The sequence below is a fragment of the Adhaeribacter soli genome (genome assembly GCF_008727925.1).
Classification (GTDB): domain Bacteria; phylum Bacteroidota; class Bacteroidia; order Cytophagales; family Hymenobacteraceae; genus Adhaeribacter_A; species Adhaeribacter_A soli.
On sequence record NZ_VTWT01000007.1, the window covers coordinates 204,135 to 225,869 of the forward strand.

23 protein-coding genes are annotated in these 21,735 nt (G+C 48.0%); 11 read left to right on the top strand and 12 right to left on the bottom strand.

The features are described from left to right. Positions 1 to 82 precede the first annotated feature (82 nt). Positions 83 to 1,153: an amidohydrolase family protein gene (locus tag F0P94_RS13860; RefSeq protein ID WP_150904488.1), complete on the top strand. Its 1,071-nt coding sequence runs from the start codon at positions 83 to 85 to the stop codon at positions 1,151 to 1,153. Positions 1,154 to 1,191: 38 nt separating this feature from the next. Here the strand turns inward: F0P94_RS13860 and F0P94_RS13865 are convergent, their stop codons facing one another. The 3 genes from F0P94_RS13865 to F0P94_RS13875 all read right to left on the bottom strand — a co-directional run bounded on the left by F0P94_RS13865 (position 1,192) and on the right by F0P94_RS13875 (position 3,393). Further along, complete coding sequence (locus F0P94_RS13865; RefSeq protein ID WP_150904489.1) at positions 1,192 to 1,728, bottom strand: P-loop NTPase family protein; 537 nt, start codon at positions 1,726 to 1,728, stop codon at positions 1,192 to 1,194. Positions 1,729 to 1,817: 89 nt separating this feature from the next. Then, the gene (locus F0P94_RS13870) at positions 1,818 to 2,033 is read right to left on the bottom strand and encodes a hypothetical protein (RefSeq protein ID WP_150904490.1); all 216 of its coding nucleotides are present in this window, start codon (positions 2,031 to 2,033) and stop codon (positions 1,818 to 1,820) included. A gap of 337 nt (positions 2,034 to 2,370) precedes the next feature. After that, the gene (locus F0P94_RS13875) at positions 2,371 to 3,393 is read right to left on the bottom strand and encodes a DUF2167 domain-containing protein (RefSeq protein ID WP_150904491.1); all 1,023 of its coding nucleotides are present in this window, start codon (positions 3,391 to 3,393) and stop codon (positions 2,371 to 2,373) included. 168 nt (positions 3,394 to 3,561) lie between these two features. Here F0P94_RS13875 and kynU point away from each other — a divergent pair, with 168 nt between their 5' ends. From kynU to F0P94_RS13900, 5 genes are all read left to right on the top strand, one after another. After that, positions 3,562 to 4,833: a kynureninase gene (gene kynU / locus F0P94_RS13880; protein WP_150904492.1), complete on the top strand. Its 1,272-nt coding sequence runs from the start codon at positions 3,562 to 3,564 to the stop codon at positions 4,831 to 4,833. 120 nt (positions 4,834 to 4,953) lie between these two features. After that, the gene (locus F0P94_RS13885) at positions 4,954 to 6,222 is read left to right on the top strand and encodes a hypothetical protein (RefSeq protein WP_150904493.1); all 1,269 of its coding nucleotides are present in this window, start codon (positions 4,954 to 4,956) and stop codon (positions 6,220 to 6,222) included. Between the two features lie 278 nt (positions 6,223 to 6,500). Continuing rightward, positions 6,501 to 6,992: a YybH family protein gene (locus F0P94_RS13890; RefSeq protein ID WP_150904494.1), complete on the top strand. Its 492-nt coding sequence runs from the start codon at positions 6,501 to 6,503 to the stop codon at positions 6,990 to 6,992. A 457-nt stretch (positions 6,993 to 7,449) separates the two neighbouring features. Then, positions 7,450 to 7,674, top strand: coding sequence for a hypothetical protein (locus tag F0P94_RS13895; RefSeq protein WP_150904495.1), 225 nt, complete (start codon positions 7,450 to 7,452; stop codon positions 7,672 to 7,674). 101 nt (positions 7,675 to 7,775) lie between these two features. Next, positions 7,776 to 9,161 carry an FAD-dependent oxidoreductase gene (locus tag F0P94_RS13900; protein WP_150904496.1) on the top strand — a complete coding sequence of 462 codons (1,386 nt, stop codon included), beginning with the start codon at positions 7,776 to 7,778 and terminating at the stop codon, positions 9,159 to 9,161. A gap of 64 nt (positions 9,162 to 9,225) precedes the next feature. Here F0P94_RS13900 and F0P94_RS13905 read toward each other — a convergent pair whose 3' ends face one another. The 7 genes from F0P94_RS13905 to F0P94_RS13935 all read right to left on the bottom strand — a co-directional run bounded on the left by F0P94_RS13905 (position 9,226) and on the right by F0P94_RS13935 (position 14,993). Further along, a complete protein-coding gene (locus F0P94_RS13905; RefSeq protein ID WP_150904497.1) occupies positions 9,226 to 9,837 on the bottom strand; it encodes a TetR/AcrR family transcriptional regulator in 612 nt (203 codons plus the stop codon). A 257-nt stretch (positions 9,838 to 10,094) separates the two neighbouring features. Further along, positions 10,095 to 10,706 carry a TetR/AcrR family transcriptional regulator gene (locus F0P94_RS13910; RefSeq protein WP_150904498.1) on the bottom strand — a complete coding sequence of 204 codons (612 nt, stop codon included), beginning with the start codon at positions 10,704 to 10,706 and terminating at the stop codon, positions 10,095 to 10,097. Between the two features lie 96 nt (positions 10,707 to 10,802). Next, complete coding sequence (locus tag F0P94_RS13915) at positions 10,803 to 11,477, bottom strand: carotenoid biosynthesis protein (protein ID WP_150904499.1); 675 nt, start codon at positions 11,475 to 11,477, stop codon at positions 10,803 to 10,805. After that, complete coding sequence (crtD, locus tag F0P94_RS13920) at positions 11,464 to 12,942, bottom strand: 1-hydroxycarotenoid 3,4-desaturase CrtD (RefSeq protein ID WP_150904500.1); 1,479 nt, start codon at positions 12,940 to 12,942, stop codon at positions 11,464 to 11,466. The genes F0P94_RS13915 and crtD overlap by 14 nt, the downstream gene beginning before the upstream one ends. 259 nt (positions 12,943 to 13,201) lie before the next feature. Further along, on the bottom strand, positions 13,202 to 13,444 hold the full coding sequence (locus tag F0P94_RS13925; protein ID WP_150904501.1) for a DUF6952 family protein: 243 nt from the start codon (positions 13,442 to 13,444) through the stop codon (positions 13,202 to 13,204). Between the two features lie 4 nt (positions 13,445 to 13,448). Then, the gene (locus F0P94_RS13930) at positions 13,449 to 13,769 is read right to left on the bottom strand and encodes a thioredoxin family protein (protein ID WP_150904502.1); all 321 of its coding nucleotides are present in this window, start codon (positions 13,767 to 13,769) and stop codon (positions 13,449 to 13,451) included. Positions 13,770 to 14,396: 627 nt separating this feature from the next. Further along, positions 14,397 to 14,993: a hypothetical protein gene (locus tag F0P94_RS13935; RefSeq protein WP_150904503.1), complete on the bottom strand. Its 597-nt coding sequence runs from the start codon at positions 14,991 to 14,993 to the stop codon at positions 14,397 to 14,399. Between the two features lie 85 nt (positions 14,994 to 15,078). Here F0P94_RS13935 and prfA point away from each other — a divergent pair, with 85 nt between their 5' ends. After that, complete coding sequence (gene prfA / locus F0P94_RS13940) at positions 15,079 to 16,149, top strand: peptide chain release factor 1 (RefSeq protein WP_150904504.1); 1,071 nt, start codon at positions 15,079 to 15,081, stop codon at positions 16,147 to 16,149. Between the two features lie 201 nt (positions 16,150 to 16,350). On the opposite strand, the gene F0P94_RS13945 is transcribed toward prfA, so the two are convergent. Continuing rightward, positions 16,351 to 16,746 carry a hypothetical protein gene (locus tag F0P94_RS13945; RefSeq protein WP_150904505.1) on the bottom strand — a complete coding sequence of 132 codons (396 nt, stop codon included), beginning with the start codon at positions 16,744 to 16,746 and terminating at the stop codon, positions 16,351 to 16,353. Between the two features lie 422 nt (positions 16,747 to 17,168). Here F0P94_RS13945 and F0P94_RS13950 point away from each other — a divergent pair, with 422 nt between their 5' ends. The 3 genes from F0P94_RS13950 (at position 17,169) to F0P94_RS13960 (ending at position 19,456) form a co-directional block, all read left to right on the top strand. After that, on the top strand, positions 17,169 to 18,593 hold the full coding sequence (locus F0P94_RS13950; RefSeq protein WP_150904506.1) for a choice-of-anchor Q domain-containing protein: 1,425 nt from the start codon (positions 17,169 to 17,171) through the stop codon (positions 18,591 to 18,593). A gap of 16 nt (positions 18,594 to 18,609) precedes the next feature. Then, complete coding sequence (locus F0P94_RS13955) at positions 18,610 to 19,032, top strand: secondary thiamine-phosphate synthase enzyme YjbQ (RefSeq protein WP_150904507.1); 423 nt, start codon at positions 18,610 to 18,612, stop codon at positions 19,030 to 19,032. Between the two features lie 85 nt (positions 19,033 to 19,117). Continuing rightward, a complete protein-coding gene (locus tag F0P94_RS13960) occupies positions 19,118 to 19,456 on the top strand; it encodes a GIY-YIG nuclease family protein (RefSeq protein WP_150904508.1) in 339 nt (112 codons plus the stop codon). A 226-nt stretch (positions 19,457 to 19,682) separates the two neighbouring features. On the opposite strand, the gene F0P94_RS13965 is transcribed toward F0P94_RS13960, so the two are convergent. After that, positions 19,683 to 21,089 (bottom strand): hypothetical protein, encoded by a 1,407-nt coding sequence (locus F0P94_RS13965; protein ID WP_150904509.1) that lies wholly within the window; start codon positions 21,087 to 21,089, stop codon positions 19,683 to 19,685. A gap of 74 nt (positions 21,090 to 21,163) precedes the next feature. Here F0P94_RS13965 and rbfA point away from each other — a divergent pair, with 74 nt between their 5' ends. Beyond that, positions 21,164 to 21,604, top strand: coding sequence for a 30S ribosome-binding factor RbfA (rbfA, locus tag F0P94_RS13970; RefSeq protein WP_150904510.1), 441 nt, complete (start codon positions 21,164 to 21,166; stop codon positions 21,602 to 21,604). Positions 21,605 to 21,735 lie beyond the last annotated feature (131 nt).

Sequence of the window (21,735 nt, forward strand, 5' to 3'; positions counted from 1 at the left end):
AAATTCGAACAATCGAACAATCGAAAATTCTAAATTAAAGTCGAACGATCGAAAAGTCGAACCTCGAAAAATCGAATACAAAATGCATCATCATTCAGAACCCGGTCATTCACCGCTTCGCATCGACATTCATACGCACATTCTGCCGGAAAACTGGCCGAACCTGAGGGAGCGTTATGGCTATGGCGGTTTTATCCGGCTGGAACACCACAAGCCGTGCTGTGCCCGCATGATGCAGGATAATAAATTCTTCCGCGAAATTCAGGATAATTGCTGGGACCCGCAGGTGCGCATGAAAGAGTGCAATCACCACGGCGTACACGTGCAGGTGCTTTCCACAGTGCCGGTTATGTTTAGCTACTGGGCCAAACCCCACGATGCGCTGGATCTTTCCATGATGCTGAACGACCACATTGCCGGCATCGTAGCCGATTACCCGGACCGCTTTGTGGGTTTAGGCACCATCCCGATGCAGGCGCCCGATCTGGCCATTAAAGAGCTGGAACGCTGCGTAAAAGAATTAGGCATGGCCGGCGTGCAGATCGGTTCGCACATAAACGACTGGAACCTCGACGCCCCGGAAATATTCCCCATCTTTCAGGCGGCAGAAGAATTAGGTGCGGCCATTTTTGTGCACCCCTGGGACATGATGGCCAAAGAAAAAATGCCGAAATACTGGCTGCCGTGGCTCGTGGGCATGCCGGCCGAATCTACCTTAGCGATCTGCTCTATGATCTTTGGCGGCGTACTGGAACGGCTGCCGAAACTGCGGGTAGCTTTTGCGCACGGCGGCGGATCATTTGCGGCTTCGCTGGGAAGAATTGAGCATGGTTTTAACGTGCGCCCGGACCTTTGCGCGGTAGACAATAACGTGAACCCGCGCGAGTACCTGGGTAAATTCTGGGTCGATTCGCTGGTGCATTGTCCGGATGCCTTTGAATTGCTGGTAAAACTGGTTGGCCCGGAAAAGATCGCGCTGGGTACCGATTATCCTTTCCCGTTGGGCGAACTGGAGCCCGGCAAACTGATCGATTCGATGCCTTACTCAGATTCGGTAAAAGAAATGATGCTGAGCGGCGCGGCTTTAAACTGGCTGAATATGGGCAAAGAAAAATTCCTGAAAAACCTGCCGAAAGCGGCTGCCAAATTGTAAAAAACAGTACCCGAATTGCCCTAAAAACTGCCGCCTCCTTAATCCGGAGGCGGCAGTTTTATTTCCGCCAGGAATTCTGAAAGCATTTCCGGTTCGGTAAATACAAGCAGGTTGCGGCTTTCGCGCAAACTTTCCATTAAAGCCAGGATTTTCGGCCGCCATTCCCAGTGAAAGAATTTGATTACTGCTTCCTGTTTTTCGGCTTTGGCAACGTAGGGAGAGTTTTCCGGCACAAACGGATTCGGTGAGATCTTATCCAGTTCCAGGCGTTCCCGCGCTTTTTCTAAACAATAATCCACCGGAAAATCGAAGTAAATAATGGTGTCGGCCGCAGCGAAGCGCTTTTTTAAAGCCGGCCACGGCCCCACGCCCTCAATAAGCCAGCGGTTTTGCTGCAGCCATTGGTCGTGTTGTTTATTGAATTCCGGCTCCGGCGTTAATTCCCAGCCCGGCTGAAATTGAAAAAGGTCGAGGTGAATAAGCGGTAAGCCCATGGCCGGACCAAGCGCCTCCGCAAACGTGGACTTTCCCGAAGCGGAGTTTCCGGCAATGGTAATACGCTCCATAATAGCCATAGCCCATCGATTTTGAATGTGTATGGTCTGTTGTCGGGAAAATACGGCGCAATATTGAAACTGGAAGGAAAGCTACTAAAACCAGAAAATTAAGTTCGGTCGCTGACCTGTAGGCTAACTTCAGAAATGTAGGCTTCTATTTCCCGGCGTTTCAGTTCGTTTTGGGTTCGTTGGAGGAAAAAGCTCAGCACGGTAAGCACTTCGAAGCATTGGTCGCTGCTCAGATCGTGGATATGCGGTGAGCGGTAACGTTGAAAAAGGTAATCTTTTAACCTGGTTTTAAAATTATTGCGGTAATATTCCATCTGCACAAGCCGGTAAAAAACGGCGCTGGTAATCGGGAGCTATACGGAATAATATGTTTTAGGTTTTATTTAGGGTTAATTAAAGTTGAAAGGGTCGCAGTACTGTAATCCGGGCTAGGGTACAGGAATTACGGGCTGCTTAAAATTATGGCTCGGAAAGGAAGCTGATAGAGGCGGGATTACTTGTAAAAGTAAAAGTTTACCGGCCGGTATTATTTTATTCGGTTACTTTGCTTTGCAACCTTGCTGTGAATAGAGCCGGAAGAAACGACAAGACCTCAAAAGAAAAAGCTGGTATCACTTAAACAGCAATACCAGCTCTTATATTATTCAGGTGCTATAGGTTAACTTTTTCCGGTGCTTCAGCGGGCAATTCGGCTTCCGGCATAAGCGCTGCCGTTTCCTGCTGCTCACTTGCGGTATTATTCAGGGTTGGAGAAATTATTTCTGTCGGCGCTTCTGCTTCCATTTCTTCTGCAGAAACTTCGTGGTTTTCTTCCTGCTTACGGCCAAAGAGCCGGCGCAGAAAACCAAATCCGCTCACCAAAGCTAATGCAATTACTTTCCAGAACTTAAGCAAGCCCGCAAAGACCCCAACTTTGGCTAATACCTTACCGGCTACCAGGCTGCCTATGGTCCAGGTGGCAACTTCATCCAGGTCCGGGTTGAAATCGGAATATTTAGAGCCTTGTTCAAATTCTACCACATTCAGTACGCTGGCAATGTTCTTATTTACATCCGGCAGCTGGTTCATGGTACCAATGGCATTCAGCACCATAACTCCTTTGCGGCCCAGGATCCGGATATTATAGTTCAGGGTATTTTCTTCGGCAGTACCAAACTTAATCTCTTTGGCCCAGTGAAGAATTTTGCGGTCGGCATCATAATAAGGTTTGGCCGCCCAGCCCACCAGGCTAATGGGATCGTAGCCTGCTTCAGTTCTATCTTTGTTGCCGGCTTCGGTTTCTTCCTGCAGTTCTTTCAACAGATCGTCGTAGTTTATATCATCGGCATCATCATCTTTTACATATCCGATCTCATCGTACTGAATATTAAAAACCCATGAATTTTCGCTCAGAATCCCTTGGTTTTCCGGCACCAACATGCCCAGCGACATATCCGGCCCTTTTGGGTTACCCCAAAGTTCAGTTAATACATATTCTGCCTGGGCTGCATCCAGGTATTTAAAGCCGGCAGGAACGGTAAGGGCCGCCAGGCCATTGCGGAGCGTTATCTTGCCATGCTGATATTTAAAGGTAGATTCAATAGAATCGATTTTGGCTTGCGCCGTCGGGTCGTTTTCGGCAAAGAGGCTAAAAACAACAAAGCAATTAAAAACCAGGAGTAAAATTTTCTTCATAACGATAATTGATAAATGAATTATAAGTTTTGCTGTGCACCTCTCCCTAAAAATTCCCAAATTAGCAGCTGTAAACCTGTTTTTAAGAACAAAAGAAAAAAGGGTGCGCAATTTAACTAAATTTTTGCAGGCTGTCGTCTTTTGTTTATATTTTTTTTGATGTTTAAAATGACCTACGAAAACACCCTTTCATACGCCCAGGCGCAAGACCAGCAGGACCCGCTTAGAAAATACCGCGAACAATTCTATTTTCCCCAGGTAAACGGCCGCGATGCTGTTTATTTCACCGGCAACTCGCTCGGCCTGCAGCCGAAAGCTGCCAAAGCCGCCATTGAACTGGAACTGGAAGACTGGGCCAATTTGGGCGTGGAAGGTCATTTTGAAGGCCGTAACCCCTGGATGCACTACCACGAATTCCTGACCGAAAAAGCCGCGCGCGTAGTAGGAGCCAATCCATTGGAAGTAGTAGTTATGAATACCTTAACGGTAAACCTGCACCTGATGATGGTGAGCTTCTACCGGCCAACCAAAGAGCGTTTCAAGATCATTACCGAAGCCGGCGCTTTCCCTTCCGACCAGTACGCGCTGGAAACCCAGGTAAAATTTCACGGTTTTATCCCCGACGAAGCCATAATCGAAATTGCGCCGCGCGAAGGCGAACACACCCTCCGCACCGAAGACATTATTAATGTAATAAACGCAAATGCCGGTTCGGTAGCCCTGATCATGATGGGCGGCGTGAATTACTATACCGGTCAGGCTTTCGATATGGAAACGATCACCAAAGCCGGGCACGTAATCGGAGCAACGGTTGGTTTTGACCTGGCGCACGCTGCCGGTAACTTGGAGCTGCACCTGCACGACTGGAACGTAGATTTTGCCGTGTGGTGTACCTATAAATACCTGAATTCCGGACCAGGCGGCACTTCGGGCGTATTCGTGCACGAGCGCCACGCCGACAACGCAGATCTGCCGCGCTTTGCCGGCTGGTGGGGCCACGACAAAGAGGTGCGCTTTAAAATGCAGAAAGGCTTTAAACCCATGCGGGGCGCGGCCGGCTGGCAGATCAGCAATGCCCAGATCCTGCCCATGGCCGTGCACAATGCTTCCTTAAAGATCTTCGACGAAGTAGGCATGAAAGCCTTGCGCCAGAAAAGCGAAAAACTGACCGGGTATTTGGAATTCCTCATAAACAATATCAATTCCGAAGGAAAAACCCAAAGCTTCGAAATGATCACCCCAACCAACCCGAAAGACCGCGGCGCCCAGATTTCCTTGGTGGCCACCCACAACGGGAGGGGATTATTCGAAAAACTGACCAAAGCCGGCGTAATTGCTGACTGGCGCGAACCGAACGTGATCCGCGTAGCCCCGGTGCCGCTTTACAATTCCTTCGAAGACGTGTTCCGGTTTGCGGAAATTCTGCGGGAGAATGTGTAATTTACAGGTTGTTTAATCGTATTTTGTTTTGCTGGAAAAGGCGTGGAGCAAATTAAAAGACTAGTATCCGTCAATAAAGAGGTTCTTCGGGAAGCCAGGCTGTATGCCTATTTTTTCATCATGCTGGTGTTCATCGCACCGCGGGGTGGCTTTACCGACGATATAAATTTCTGGATCAACTGGTGCCGGTATGCCTATGAATTCGGATTGAGCAATATCTACCAGCTCGAAAACAATAATTATAACCCTTTACTTCATTACTTTCTGGCTGCTTACGCTTTCCTGGCCGGGAATTCCGATAATATCAGCCAATACATGCCCTTTTTTAAGGCATTCCCTCTCTTTTTCGACTTTGTCGGTGCCATTGCCGCGGTTTCTTTTGTAAAAGAGCGCAGCCAGCGGTTCGCTTTGTCGTTGCTACTGCTTTTTAATGCCGGGTACTTGTATAATACCCTGATCTGGGGGCAGGTAGATAGCGTTTTTACCTGTTTTGTGATGATTGCGGTAGCCATGGCCCTGCGTAAGAAACTGGTTTTGAGCGTTATTTTTTACCTGCTTGCGCTGAATGCCAAAGTGCAGGCTATTATTTTCCTGCCACCTTTACTGCTGTTGCTGCTGCCGGCGCTTCGCTCCGATAAGAAACGCCTGGCAATAGCGCTGCTGGCAGGAATTGCTTTTGAATTGGTTTTTCTTGCGCCGTTTATCTGGGGCGGAGAACACAATGATCTGGGCCGGATCATAGCTATTAATTTCAACTCCGTAGACTTTGCGCCGGTGGTTTCTATGAGCGCCTATAACTTCTGGTTTCTGACCCTGAAAGAGGACTGGCTTTCTGCCATGCCGGATAACCTGGTTTTCTGGGGGCTGACCTATAAACACTGGGGCTTGCTGCTTTTCTGTTTAACTTCTTTTATAGCTTTGCTGCCGGTTTTGTTACTGGCTATCCGAAGCTTCTTTACAGGGAATAACTTCAACTTTTCCGAGTATCCGGTTATTCTCTTGAGCTTCGGGCTGATACCGATCCTGTTTTGTTTCTTTAACACCCAAATGCATGAGCGGTACTGGCACGCAGGCCTCCTGTTTTTAGCGGCATACGGTTTTCTGACGAAAGAATATTTGCCTTACCTGGTTGGTTCAGTAGCTTACCTGCTGAACATGGAGGCAGTACTACGGTTTCTGAATTTTAAAAATTACAAGATCCTTCTGTTTAAGCCGGAATTTGTTGCCGGTTTATTCGGGTTTGTAATTGTGTTCGGTTTCTTTAAACTGTACAGACATTTTAACCTGGCTGCTTGCCTGCAGGATATGAAGCGTTATGGTAACCGGCACGAAGAAGTGCAGGCCGGTGTTGCTATGGCCCACCTGGAGAAAGAAGCCGGCGTAAAATAGCCTTGCGACTGGTTAACAGATTTCCGGCTCCATTAAAGAGCAGACTTTAAGGGAGGGTTAAAAGAGCGAGAGAAAAGACTTTATGCCAACCAGCCCGGCTATGGCTTGAATTGCTGGCATTTCGTTCACTTTGTGGCCTACTCGAAATTCCATGATATTCTTTGCCGAACGTGAGTGCTTCTGGTTATTATAGGTACCAGCCAAGGTTCACCTTTTTTCAAAAAAACAGTATACTTTCTGGATAGCAAACTGCTTGCAAATCAGAAAAATGCTGCCCTATGAAAAAACGTTACCCGACCCTGTTTCTGCTTTATTGCCTCCTGTTTTTTACGGGCGCCTGCACCTCAGGCTCCCGCCTGGCCGGTCCCCGCAACACCGGCGACACACGCGAAGCCGTTTTACAGGCGGATCGCAACTTTTCCAGAATGTCGGAAGAGAAAGGTCTGAATACCGCCTATATTGCCTATGCAGCTGAAAACGGCGTATTGCTCCGGCCGCAAAGTATGCCCATTGTCGGGCGCGATAATATCCGCATGTACGTGGCCCGTACCTCCGACGAAGGCCTCCGGCTTACCTGGTCGCCGGCCTATGCCGAGATTGCCGCTTCCGGCGAACTGGCTTACACTTACGGTACCTACCTGCTCGAAACCTTCGACATCGATGGTAAGGTCATTACGACCGAAGGTACGTATGTTTCGATCTGGAAGAAGGATGCCAACGGGATCTGGAAATATGTGCTGGAATCAGGAAATACCGGCCTTAGACCTTAAACGCTAAGGCAATAGCCCGGAAAAGTCGGAGTACATTAGCGGAAGCCCTAAGAACAGCTTCAGGGTTAGAATTTCGATCTGAAAAGCTGAAGTTGTAAATTCAGGGTGGGGCGAATAATTGCGCAAACGAGAGCTTGTTTCTGCTGAAAAATAACAAGGGAGGCTGAAAATGAGGAGAAGGTCGGTATGCAGCATTTCTAAGGCTAAGGGTTTGTATTCCAGTGGTCAGGGAACGGGTGGGATTGCCTGCAGAAAAAAGACCTTCATGTGTTCTTCATGTTACTTGCCTTCAAAAATTACGCTTTTACCTGCCCGTATGGTCACTTGACCATTAATGAAAGATTTTTAGTGCTTTTGGCTATTTAATCCTCTAATTTTATTTCACTGAAAGTAAGCAAGGCAGCCCAAATCAGTAAAATCAAAATACTCACCATCCGCCTGTTTAAGATTTAGTGCCATGATACGCATTGTAACGACCCCAAAAAAGAAAAGAAACTTCCTGCTTAAGGTGAGCCTGAGCCTGATTTTATTCCTCCAGATCCAATTACCCGATGCCGCGGTTCCGGCCCTTAAAGAAGATATTCACGTAGCCGGCGTGTCGCATAAACCGCTGAAAGATCATCCGCTTTCCGTTGCTAAATCTATTGGCCGGACAGGCCCTGATGCTCTGGCCTTCAAATAAAGAAGCGCCAATTCAATTTAGTTCGCTTTTTACTGCCCTTAAAACCCGAAACTTTTTACCTTTACTTTCTGAACCGGTCATTTTTATTCCGGAGGAAAGTTATGCATACATCTCCCCAAAATGCCACAATTATCGGAGCCGGCCTGGTTGGCTCTCTGCTGGGGCTTTACCTGGCCAAAAAAGGAAATAAAGTAGCTATCTACGAACGCCGTCCCGACATGCGCAAAGCCAGTATTGCCGCCGGCCGTTCCATTAATCTGGCCCTCAGCGACCGCGGCTGGCGCGCGCTTGAAGGCATCGGTATTGGCGAAGACATCCGGAAGGTGGCTATCCCGATGTACAAGCGCGTAATGCACGATACCAAAGGCAATTTAACCAGTCAGCCGTACGGCAAAGAAGGGCAGGCCATTTATTCGGTATCGCGCGGCGGCCTGAACATGGCCCTTATGGACCTGGCCGAAACCAACCCGGATATTTCGCTGCACTTTAATCAGCAGGTTACCAACCTCGACCTGAAAACCAATACCCTCGAATTCCACAACCCGGAAACCAGCCAGGATACCCGCCTGCAGTCAGAGCGGATCTTCGGGGCCGACGGGGCCTTTTCTGCTGTCCGGCTGGCGCTGCAGAAAACCGAGCGTTTCCAATATTCGCAAAGCTATCTGGAGTACGGCTACAAAGAACTGACCATTGCGCCCGGCGAAAACGGTACCTGGCAGCTCGAAAAAAACGCCCTGCACATCTGGCCCCGCGGCCAATACATGATGATCGCGCTGCCAAACCTGGACGGTAGCTTTACCTGCACCCTGTTTTTCCCTTACGAAGGCCAACATTCTTTCAGCGCCCTGAAAACGGAAGCCGACGTGATGAAATTCTTCCAGGAAGTTTTCCCGGATGCAGTACCCTTAATGCCAACCTTGCTCGAAGATTATTTCGGCAACCCGACCGGCACGCTGGTTACGGTAAAATGCTTTCCGTGGAGCTTCGAAGATAAAGTATTGCTGATCGGGGATGCCGCCCACGCCGTTGTGCCTTTCTACGGCCAGGGCATGAACGCCGGTTTTGAAGATTGCTCGGTGCTGAACGAACTGATGGAGGCGCACGAAAACGACTGGGAAACGATATTCAAAACGTTTGAAAAAGTGCGCAAACCAAACGCCGACGCCATTGCCGACCTGGCGGTAGAGAACTTCATTGAAATGCGCGACAAAGTGGCCGATCCGCGGTTCCTGCTGCAGAAAAAGATCGAAGCCAAAATAAACGCCCGTTACCCGGAGCAATGGATCCCGCTTTACACCATGGTTACGTTCACCCCGGATATGCCTTATGCCAAAGCGCTGAAGAACGGCCGGAAGCAGGAAAAGATCATGAAGAAGCTGATGCAGCTGATAGAAACCGAGGCCGACTTCGAGAAACCGGAAGTACAGCAAATGCTGGAGCGGAAAATGACCGAAAAATTCAGCCTGAACCACGAAACCAACGTGTAGTTTTTAGGCCGGAAACGGTACTGTTTTAAACCAAAAAAGCCCTGTTTGTGCAGGGCTTTTCTATTTACAGGTTGTATTTGGCAAAATAAGCATCCGCGTTTTTAGCGCCATTTTCGGTGCAGAGTCCGCGGATGTAGTAAAGGTAAATGCTCCGGAAAACTTCGGCCAGGTTATAGCGTTCGGGCGGGAAAACCTGGGGGTTTAGCAAGAGCGTTATCATTTCCAGAATAATTTTGGTTACCAGCTGCAGGTTCAGATCCTTCCGGAAAACGCCTTCCTGTACGCCCCGGTTCAGAATATCGTAAACCTCGTGGTAAGAATAGGTGTTCAGGTGGTTTAAGGCAATTCCCCAGGCCGCCGGATAATTCTGTTGCAGATCCACTACGTATTGCGGATTGGTTTTCTGCATGTTCTGGATACCGTCCTGCAGCAGGATCAGGATTTCTTCTATCGGGTTTTTTACGTCCTGGAGGAGTTTCTGGTGCTTTTCCTTTTGCTGTTCCAGATCGAAAAGTACGGTTTGCCGCACCAAGTCTTCTTTGCCGGCGAAAAGCTCGTTGTAAGTAGCCTGCGAGATATCGAGTTTATTGCGAAGTTCTTCTTCCGAATTTGCCTCTATTCCTTCCCGTTGAAATAATGCCAGGATCTCTTCTAATATCGTTTCTTTAAATGTCATGCCTCAATAAAATCTCCCCTTTGGTATTAGATCCGAAGTTGTATGAGCGCCGGGAACTGCCATTACAGGCAAACCGGTTAGCTGCGTTTGTGTTCCTGCCTTTTATTCAGGGGTTGTAAAAAAGACCAGATGCAGTGAAACTGCCGCAAGATAATCAGGAAGAACCGCTAACGGAACAGTAATATTACGTAAAATCCCTGATTAATATAAAAAGCAGGGTTAAGCTGTAATTATTTTTAGCAGAAATAACCGGCGGCCTAAAGCGTGTTGTTCGAAAAGAAAGCTTCCGCGATCTGGCTGCCTCTTTCGGTGCAAATGCCCTGCAGGTAATACTGGAAGATGCTTCGGAACACTTCGCCCATGTTGTAGCGGTGCTTCGGAAAAAGGTGCGTGTTGTGCATTACGTTCAATTGCTCGATCAGCACCTTGGTTACAATTTCCAGGTTAATGTCGTGGCGGAACAGTTTCTGCCGGATGCCTTCGTTTAAAAGATCGTAGAACTGGTAGTAATAATTGATCTGAAGGTGGCGCTGGTACGTGTTCCAGGCCGAAGGATAAAGGTACTGGATCTGAATGAAAAAGCCCGGATGCACGTCTTTTACGTGGTCGGCGCAGCACTTGAACATCAGGATAATTTCTTCTACCGGGTTCCGCGCCTGGGCCAGCACTTCGGCCGGAAAAACGTCGGTTGCGGTCAGGTTGTACTCAACGGCCTGGCGTACTAGATCTTCTTTGTCGCGGAAATGTTCGGTAAAAATACGGCCGTCAAGATTCAGCTGATCGATAATTTTACTTTCCGTCAGATCTTTCACCCCGTTCTGGTGAAACCAGCTAATCGCCTTCTCCAAAATTTCCGTTCTAACGTCCATGCGCGTCGAGCCAATTTATTCCTAAAACTACATTAAAAATTGCAGATTTGGAATGTACATGCCTGATAAATTGAGTAAAGCCCGAATAATTAAGTACTAATACATATTTAATGCAAGAAAGAAGCCCGCCATTACCGCAAATACCCAACCTGCCAGCGGATTATTCTTGTTTGTTCCGGAGTGCTGAAAGAACACCTGCAGCAGAAAAGCCAGTCCAAACCAACCCAGGTAATTCTTCAACGGAACGGTATTATTTTGCCAGTTCCAGAAATCGTACTGCATGGCTACGGGCTCAATTAAAAAGTCCAGCGCTACCATCAGCACCGTTGCCGCCAAAGCAGCCAGTAGTTTATTCCGGAATATTTTATGCGTAAAACTGCCGATGCAGTAAACCAGAATTACCCAATTCAGCCCAATCAGTAAGGGTACGTCCCAAAGCTTAAAACCTAACGCCTTGCCGTACGCATAATTCCCGAAAAGCAAACCTGTATGCACACCCAAAACTTCGGCCAGAAAACCTACGGTAAACGTAAGGACCCCAAAAAGCCAGAAAGAAAGATCGAAATTTTTATGGTTCAGGAACAGCAGGAAAGCCGTCAGCAGCAGGTTCATGGGCGTCAGGTTCTGGTAATATTCCGGATCGCCGCTGAAAAGCAAACCCCACAAACCTACGGCATAAAAAATAACCAGTACCGCCGCCGAAAACAGTAGCTTTTTATCTGAAAAAAGGAAGGCGCTTAGTTGGGTGAAATTTGGTTTAGCGGTAATCATTCTGAACAAGGTCGCTTACAATTTTGGCCGAAAGCAAACACAAAGGAATGCCGCCGCCGGGATGAACGCTGCCGCCGCAAAAGTACAGGCCTTTTACGCGGCGTTTAAAGTTGGGGTGCCGCAAAAAAGCCGCCAGCGCATTGTTGGAACTGCTGCCGTACAAAGCGCCGCCAAACGAAGATGTATCGGCTTCGATGCCGCGCGGGTCCCAGACCTTTTCACAAACAATGTGCTGGCTGAGGTCGGTTTTCAGTCGATGGCTGAGTTTCTGAATTACATGTTGCCGGGTTTGTTGCGCCAGTTCGTTCCAATCCTGGCCTTCGTTGTGCGGCACGTTTACCATTACAAACCAGTTTTCGGCATTTGCGGGCGCATCGGTTTTGGTGAGTTTGGAAGTAATGTTCACGTAAACGGTAGGGTCGGCGGAAATGGTTTTATGCCGGAAAATATGCTCGAATTCGGTTTTATAATCCTGACTGAAAAAGATGTTGTGCAGGTGCAGTTCCGGGAAGGTGCGGTTGATGCCCCAGTAATAAATCAGGGCCGAACTGGAGCGGGGTTGCTGCAGCGTTTTTTCGGGTGCTTGCAGCGTGGGCAGCAGTTTGCGGTAAGTAGGCACCACATCCATATTGCTTACCACCAGATCGAAGTTGTAGGTTGCTTTTGCCGTACGAAGGCCGCTTACTTTTTTCTGATCTTCGGCTAGCGTTATTTCTTCCACTTTTTCCCGGAACCGGAATTTTACGCCAAGTTCTCCGGCCAGTTTGTGCAGGCTTTTGGCAATGCTGTAAATACCGCCTTCCGGGTAAAATGCGCCAATGTTGTGCTCCAAATGCGGGATAATATTAAGCGTGGCCGGGGCTTGGTACGGGTCGGAACCGTTGTACGTAGCAAAACGGTCGAGTAGCTGCACAAAGCGCGGGTCCTGAAAACATTGCTGGTTGGCCTGATGCATGGTTTGGGTTAGCCCCAAGGAAGTAAGCGAGCCCATGGCCTTCAGAATATCGGTACTGCAATACGTAGAAAACTTGTGCAGCGATTTATGCAGAAAAGTAGCCGAAGTAGCTTGGTAAAGTCTGGCGCTCCGCTTGAAGAATTGCTTTACTTTTTGCTTCGGAACGCCTAGGGTTTTTTCAACCTCTTTCTCAAATTTGGCGTGATCGCGGTAAGCTTTCAGGTTGGTGCCGTCGGCAAAAAAATAATGCGTAATAATATCGAGGTTCTGGTAGCGGAAATAATCCTGAGCCCGCCGACCGGCTAAATGAAAAAGTTCGTCTACCAGATGCGGCATGGTAAAAAGCGAAGGTCCTTTGTCGAAGCGGAAGCCGTCGAGCGTAAACTCTGTCATTTTGCCGCCAAACGTATCGTTCGCCTCAAAAACGGTAACCCGGAATTGCTGCTTTGCCAGCCGGATGGCCATCGCCAACCCTGCTACGCCCGAACCGATTACCGCTGCTGTTTTCATGGTGTCAGATGGTTTTTCCTGCCTCATAGATAGCGTTTTGCAGGTAAGGCTTTAACCGATCAGGGATAAAATTGTTTAGCAAACAATCAAATATTTTCCACAAAATTACTTCAAGTTAAAGCGAATCAGGTCAACAGACAGTTACAACCATTATTTTATCGAAGTTAAAAATGGTACCTGAACCAAAAGAAAAAGTAAAGCCGCCCCGGCAATTACCGAAGCGGCTTTAATCAAAATACTTGATACTTGATACCAGCTACTAACTTATCGAAGCACGTACTTTTTTAGTGTACTCGCGCAAAGCGGTAGTGAAGTCAGTTTTATGGTCTTCCATGTGGTTCAGGATGAAAATGGCGGCAAAAATATGCGTCAGCTTTTCACCCTCATCGTCGCCCGGAATTTCAAAATCGATCGGACGTTCGTCAAGCAACGCTTCTTCTGCCTGTACCAGCTGGTGAAGCGTGTGGTTTTCTACAATGTGTTTTATTGCCGGAATTTTCATGTGCTTAGCTTTTTAATTTGTTGATGAGCGCCGTAACGGCTTCTTCCTTGCTGGCCGCCACGGTATCTACCAGTTGCCCATTTTTAAACACGGCAAAGAAAGGAAGGTTTGTCACGCCGGCCGCTTTGCGCGCCTCCGGGCTGGTTTCAGCATTTACATCCAGAAAAGCAATGCCTTTAAAATCTTCGCTGTCGGAAAGGCGCTTGAACTTCGGCGAAAACAAACGGCAGTTACCGCACCAGTCGGCATAATATTTTACCACTACGTTTTCGTGCTGCTGCAATTGCGCGGCAAATTCGGAATCAGATACTTGCTGTACAGCCATAAATGCTATCAATTAAAAGTTAAAACTCAGGACTAAAACATACTGCCGCCCTGCATAAAAGTTGCAGCGGGGCTTTTATGCAAATGTAAGCAAGCCTACTAGTTTTAGCTAATCAAAATTGCCTGTATCAGAATCAGGATTTTCAGGATTAAAGGATTTTCAGGACAATTGTCTGAATCAGAATCAGAATTTACAGAATTAAGAAGCAATGGTTTATCGGTAGGGGCACCTCTTGTGGGTGCCCTATCACATTATCAATTTCACGCATATCGCCAGCGCAGCGCCCCTGAAAACCACGTTAGCCGATCAAAAACTAATTTAAAAGAAAAGCTTAATCGGAGGGAAACTGATTCCAGTTTCTACGTGCGCGGCCTCCTATTCATACGGTGCCGGAGGCAGGCCGCAAGGCCAGTTGGAATAGAAGACGCGAACGTAGAAACGAAGCCACCCGGCTTGAGGGGGAAAGTCAGTTAAGAGTTAAAAGTTATGAGTTTAGAGTTAAAGCTTGTTTGAAAAACAAAACCAAGCAAAACCAAACAAATAGCAAACAGAACTACCAACCTGATGAGATTTGGCTACGCCGAACCTTCGGTTTCTCACTATCGTTCGAAATGGCAATAAAACAAACTACCAATTCGGCCCCTTCGCCGGCTTCGGCTTCACCTTCACCGTCTTAATCTCGATAAGCTTCTGCTTCGGCATCCGGAAAACCCAATAACCCAGATGCTGTTCAGCCCCAACATCATTTTTTTCCGGGGCGCAGATCAGTTCTTCGGCTTTCACCGGCCGCACGTACAAAAGGCTATCGGTTAAGGTCTGAAAAGTAGCAGGAAAGTTACCCGCCGGTTCCGAAAGCTCGTTGCGGTACTGCCGCAGGTTTTCCATTTCCGCCTGCAGCGCCTTTATTTCCGAGGCACTCTGAAGCTGTTGCAGCCGCCCGTTGTATTTCTTCTGAAACATAAAATAAGCATCGGCAGTGGTAAAAAGACAAAGGGCTACATCATTCGGGTTTTGCGTTAGTTTCTGCTGCTGTTCCGCTTTAATTACCGTTAGAACGCTATCGGCTACGCGTTGGGTTTCGGCGGCTATTTGGTGGCGGCTCATGCGCTTCACTTTGTTTTCTTCCACGGTTAAAGCTACTTCCTTCAGGTTGTCTAAAGGTTTGGGTTTACAGGAAAAACTGAAAATTGCTATTAAAATCGAACAAAAAAGGATCGGTTTCATGTTGTTAACGCGGGTAAAGGCACAGGAATAAAATTTCTCCGCTGCTATTTACTATCTTTGCAGCTTAAACACAATTGCCGGAGTAATGTTAGATAAATTAGAAGCCATAAAAGACCGTTTTGAAGAAGTAAGTCAGCTCCTCATCCAGCCCGATGCCATGGCAGACCTGAAACGCTTTAAAACGCTGAACAAGGAATATAAAGATCTGGAAAAGATCGTAATTGAATACAAAAAATACCAGAACCTGCTGGGCAACATCGAAAACGCCAAGCAGGTAATTGCCACTGAGAAAGACGAAGAATTCCGGGAAATGGCCAAGGAAGAGCTCGACGAACTGCTGCCGCAGCGCGAGGTGATGGAAGAAGCCATCAAAGAAATGCTCATCCCCAAAGACCCGAACGACAGCAAAGACATTATCGTGGAGATCCGGGCCGGCGCCGGGGGCGACGAGGCTTCGATCTTTGCCGGCGATTTGCAGCGGATGTATTACCGTTTTGCGGAAAAGCAGGGCTGGAAAACCGAACTTATCGATGCCACTGAAGGTACTTCCGGAGGTTACAAAGAGATCATTTTCGGGGTTTCCGGTGAAGACGTTTATGGCAAAATGAAATACGAATCGGGCGTGCACCGGGTACAGCGCGTACCGGCCACCGAAACCCAGGGCCGTATCCATACTTCCGTAGCTTCGGTGGTAGTTTTGCCGGAGGTGGAAGAATTCGACATCGAACTGAACATGAACGACATCCGGAAAGACCTTTTCTGTTCTTCCGGGCCAGGCGGTCAGTCGGTAAACACCACGTATTCGGCAGTGCGCTTAACCCACTTGCCTTCCGGCATTGTGGCGCAATGCCAGGACCAGAAATCGCAGATGAAAAACTTCGAAAAAGCCCTGAAAGTACTGCGTTCGCGGGTGTACGAAATAGAGCTTGCCAAGAAACTCGAAGCCGAAGGAGCCCAGCGTAAAAGCATGGTAGGCGGCGGCGACCGTTCCGATAAGATCCGTACCTACAACTACCCGCAGGGCCGCGTAACCGATCACCGCATTGGCTACACCGTTTACAACCTGCCAAACGTAATGGACGGCAACATCGAAGACTTCATCTCCGAACTTCGCTTAGCCGAAAACGCCGAACGTCTGAAAGAAGGCGCGGTTTAATGTGCTGATTTTTTAATGTGCTAATGTGCTGTTAAAGATTTGGAAATGTGGAAATTTGAAAATGGTTTCCACGGAAGACACTAACGAATTCCCCTCCCCGGAGGGGTTAGGGGTGGGTCTATTTAAAAGAGAGGCCGGTAGCAGCAATGTTACCGGTTTTTTTTGTAAAAGAACTTGCCACAATGTAATCCCTTCAGACTTCTAAAGGGTAAGCTGATCCAGAATTGTTTCGCCTAGTGTTTTATCATGTACTTTGATGTGGTTTAGCTGGTTTTCTTTTATAATGCTGCTGGTTTGCAGAACGGCAATTTTATCGATCGGGGAAACTTCTGCTATGTAAGAAATGCCGGCGGCCAATAAAGAACTGGCTACCTTAAAATGCATTTCTTTAACCGCAACCGGGTGCGTGATCATTTCCTGCAGGTCGGCCAATACCGTAAACCCCGGCTGGGTTTGCTGCAACGCTTTCTGCCAGTCCGCAAAGAAATCCGGTACCTGCTCAGGGTTCCGCCAATACCCCCGGATGGTAAAGTATATCCGGTTTTTAGCGGGGCTATATACTAATTCATAAAATTGGTTTCGGGTTATAATGATCATAAAATAGCGTAAGAAACAGGATTGAAGGCTGCAATGACATTAGCAGCAGGTATAAAACTGATCATGCCTTTAACCTAGTAGCAACTTCTAATAACTAATACATAAAAGTTGAGAAATGGTTTAAAGGGAAATAAGCCTTCAGGAATAAGAGGAATTCCAGCTTTAAAACGCTATCCATTTCAACAAAAACAAAAAGCCGGCAGCAGAAATGTTACCGGCTTTTTCTATCATAAAAACTTATCTTTGTCCGTTAAGGTAAAACTGAGAAAGTTATGAGTTCAAAGTTAAGAGTTACGGCAATTTCAGCTAAAAGCTCTTATAACCTACTTTGAAAATGCTATGGATTTGTGCCATAAAAGTAAAAGCACAATTCGGAAAACTTCAACTCATAACTCTTAACTTTAAACTCATAACTCTTAAAAATGAAATACTGCTTCGCGGTCATAATTCCTTTGCTCATGCTCTTGTCGGTTTTCTCCTGCAAACCCGACGACGAAACCCTAACCCGCGATGCCGGCGCTAAACTCGAATTCTCTGCCGATACCATTTTCTTCGATACTGTTTTTGTCTCCACGGGCAGCGTAAGCAAACGCCTGAAGATCTATAACCGCCACAAAAACGCCGTAAAGATCGACCAGATCAAACTCGAAAAGCTCGGCGCTTCCAATTACGACCTCATCATCGACGGCGAAGCAAAAGACATGGCTTCCGGTATTACTCTGCGCGGCGAAGACAGCTTGCTTATCCTGGTAAAGGTTCTCATCGATCCGAATAATTCCGCCACGCCTTTTATTGTGGAAGACAATATCGTTTTCCAGACGAACGGCAACCTGCAAACCATTCCCTTACGCGCCTTCGGCCAGAACGCCAATGTTTTCCGCGACAAAGAAGTAAGCTGCAATACCATCTGGGAAGGTCCGAAAGCTTACGTGCTCTACGGTGATGTAATTGTGCCGGAAAATTGTGTGCTCACCATCCGGCCGGGTACGCGTATTTATGCACATGCCGGCGCCGGACTTTATGTTTTCGGTACCCTGAAAGTGGAAGGGAACGCCTCTAAAAAAGTATTCTTCCAGAACGACCGCCGCGATTCGGTTTTCGCGCACGTGCCGGGGCAGTGGGTTGGTATCTTTTTCCTCGAAAAAAGCCGCAACAACAGCATTCAGTATGCCGAAATCAAAAATGCCACCTTTGGTTTAAGCATTCAGAACAAGGATGGGAACCGGGTTGAAGTTGAAAATACCGTTATTAAAAATATGTTTACCGCCGGCTTGCTGGGCGTAAGCGCCGACGTAAAAGTAACCAACACCCTGATCACGAATTGCGGCCAGTATGCAGTGGCTGGCGTGGGCGGCGGCCGCTACGATTTTAACTACTGCACCATTGCCAATTACACCCCGGATTTTAAGCGCGATACCGAAAGCATGGCTTTTACCGATAGTGTGGTGCTGGATAATACCTTATTTATTCGGGATACCTATGTAACTATGCGAAACAGCATTCTTTGGAGCGGAAATCGCAATGGTAAACTGGAAAATGAGCTTCTCTTCCTGGCCCGCGCCGGATTGCAGAATATTTCCATCGAAAACAGCTTGCTGCAGACCAACCGGTACCAGAACGATCCGAAGATCTTAGGCCATGGCAATATCCTGAACCAGGACCCGAAATTTACCCAACCCGGCGATAATTCCGTTCCGGAACGGAAGATAAATTACAGCCTCAAAAAGGATTCGCCGGCCATCGGCGCTGCTCAGGCGAACGGCGTAAGCATCGATCTTACTGGCGAACCGCGTCTGCAAGGCAGCAATCCGAACCCGGATATGGGCGCATACGAAAACAAAGACTAAGCAAGCAGACAACGCTATGATCTGGCACCAGAAAAGTATCCGTCTCCCGGCCGTGCCGCGCGGCTTCCATTTAATCACCGACCTGCTGGAAGCCCAATTGCCCGAACTTGAAAAAATCGAAATTGGCCTGGCGCATATCTTTATTCAGCACACTTCCGCCAGCCTCACCATTTCCGAAAACGCCGACCCCGACGTGCGCCGCGATTTTGAAAGCCATTTTAACGTGCTGGCCCCGGAAAATGCTCCCTATTACCGCCACACCGCCGAAGGCCCCGACGACATGCCCGCCCACATCAAAGCCGCGCTTTTAGGCACCTCCGTAACCATTCCCATTACCAAAGGCCGTTTCAACTTGGGTACCTGGCAGGGCATTTATCTGTGCGAGCACCGCAACCACGGCGGCAAACGCACTGTGGTGGTAACGCTGCAGGGGCAGTGAGCTGGAACAATCTTCCTGTCATCCTGAAAGGATCTTGTGCGTTCGTAGCAGAAAACTGAAATGCTGCCAATCCAGTTAAAGGCTGGTGAAAGAACATCAATACTTCATTTATATAACCTGTAATCCGGGCAGAACGGTGTTGTATGTAGGCGTTACCAACAATCTGGAGGTCCGGTTAGAAGAACACCGGCGCAATAAAGGAAAACCTGAAACATTTGCCGGCAGGTACTACTGCTATAAGCTGCTTTATTACGAACGGTTCAAATACATCAACTACACAATCAGCAGAGAAAAAGTGCTGAAGTTAATGAGCCGTCAGGATAAAGAAGCCCTTATCAGAACTGAAACAATCCAAAGATGGAATTTCTCAATATCTATGGTTAGCCTTAATAGCGGTTGTGGTGAGCAAGTAGTTAATAAATAAGCTCCCTTCCCTGTCATCCTGAAAGGATCTTGTGCGTTCGTAGCAGAAAACCGGAACGTTGGCAATGAAGTTAAAGGCTGGAGAACATACCCTTCGGGCTAACCTTTCTACCAGCCGCCGACGAGGTTTTTCACTGGCGTTCAGAATGACAAAAAGGAATAAGGCAGCCTTAGAATAAAAGATCATTGCCAATAGAACACCCGGCCTGTCGCTACAAATAACCTGCTTACTTCTTCAACCGGTATAAACCTTCCGCGCCAGCCGGCTCATACCGGCCGAAAACTGTTGGCAGGCGGTAAACCAGCTTTGGCATAAGGCCTTCCTCATCGATGATAAATTCCGGCGGATCTTTGCTTATGTTTTCGTGAATGGAAAATACCGAATCGTAAGAATCTAGGTTGTTGAAATCCTGTTGCGCCAGTTTCCAGTTCAGGTATGGCGAAGCAGCGTAGTTGTAGGCGTAATACTGAAAATCAGGGCCTAAAACCAACAACTGTCCGTTCACGATCTTCTTGTATTTTTCGTCGGTTTTCAGTTGCAGTTCGCTGGTATCGATGTTCAGATAGCGTTCCATTTTTAAGGGCACAGCATAGCGCACGGCAATCAGCAAAGCAAGCAGCACCAGAAAGATTACTTCCGGGATCCACCAGCGGGCCGGCGGCCGGAACAGGTAGTAACTGTAATAAGCCAGTACCGGCAGGAAATAAATAAAGCTCAGTACCGAAATTTCCGGCGACGCCAGGACCATCACCACCGCTACCCAGAACCAGATGAATATGAGCTGCTGCATTTTCTGCTGAAAAACCAAACCCTGGTTGGCGTTGGCCGCCATAAAAATTCCGGCCAGGATCAGGAGCACCGGCAGGGCCAGCAGTTTCAGTAGATCGGTTAACGGTAAAAGCAGGTTGAAACTGAACAAGCCTTCGGCTGATAAATAAAATTCCTGAAAATTATCGAGAGCGCCGTTGTAAAGATAATACGTGCAGGCCACGGCAAACGGGAAAAAGAAACCGGTAAGCAAGAGCAGGAAACTCCGGAAGGTATTGGAAGCAAAGAAAACCACCGCAAAATAAGCTACCACCAGGAAAAACGAAAGCGGCAGGTAACTCAGGGCAGCCAGCCCGATAAAGAATCCGGCTTTGAATAAGGTAGGGTTATTGGAGCCTTCCTTGGAAACAATTACGAGGTAACGGATAGAGAAAACCAGGAACAACTGCCCCAGCAGGATCGGTGAAAGGGTATCGAATTCGAAGAAAAAACTGCCGCCCAGCATGTAAAATAGCGCCGGTAAATACGTTTTTTGCGGAAATACCTGCTGCCGGTTAAAAATAAAATTCATGTTCAGCGACTGGAACAAGAGCAAAAATGCCGCCACCAGCCGGTAAAGGAACAGCGAACGGCCATCCAGCAGATCGATGAGCCAGAACACCAGCGCCGAAAGCGGACCCGTGGTATCGAATACGTCGCGGTACATGGCGGCGCCGGCCTGCAAGCGTTCGCCCAGCACCATAAACTTCAGCTCGGGCATGGTAATGGGCACCCCCATAAGCACCAGCGGCAGGTTAATGGCTATAAAAAGCAGCACCAGAAAAACGGGCCGGGTAACGAACGTACTGTTAAAAAATCGGATCACGGAAAAAAGGCGTGGGCCGGGGCCCGTTTATTCCCGTAAAATTGCCAAATTAATCCGATATATTTGCAGTTCCTATGGAAAGTAAAAGACAACAAAAATTCTCCCGCCTGCTTCAAAAAGAGCTCTCCGAAGTGTTTCAGCGCGATGTGGTGCACCTTTTTAACGGCGCTTACCTGAGCATTACCACGGTGCGCGTTTCTCCGGACCTTGGCGTGGCGAAAATATACCTGAGCATGCTGCTCGTTAAAAACCCTTCGGAAGTGTTGCGTACGGTGCGCGAAAACACCAAAGCGGTCCGCCATGCGCTGGCACAACGCATTAAAAACCAGGTGCGCGTAATTCCGGAGCTCATTTTCTTCCTCGACGACAGCGCCGAATACGCCGCCAAAATGGATAAGATCATTTCCGACCTCGATATTCCGCCGGCCAATGAGAACGACGTAAACCGCGACGGCATTCCGGACAACGACTACACCCGTGGGGAGTCGGATGAGGATGAAGAAGAATTGAGATAGTATTTGGTAGCAAGTATCAGGTATCAAGTATCAGGACTTTTTTCAGCAGGAAACATACCTGTCGCTGGCTATAATTACCGAATGGAATTCTAAAGGCTGCGAAGCAAAGTCCCCCTTTGGAGGGGGTAGGG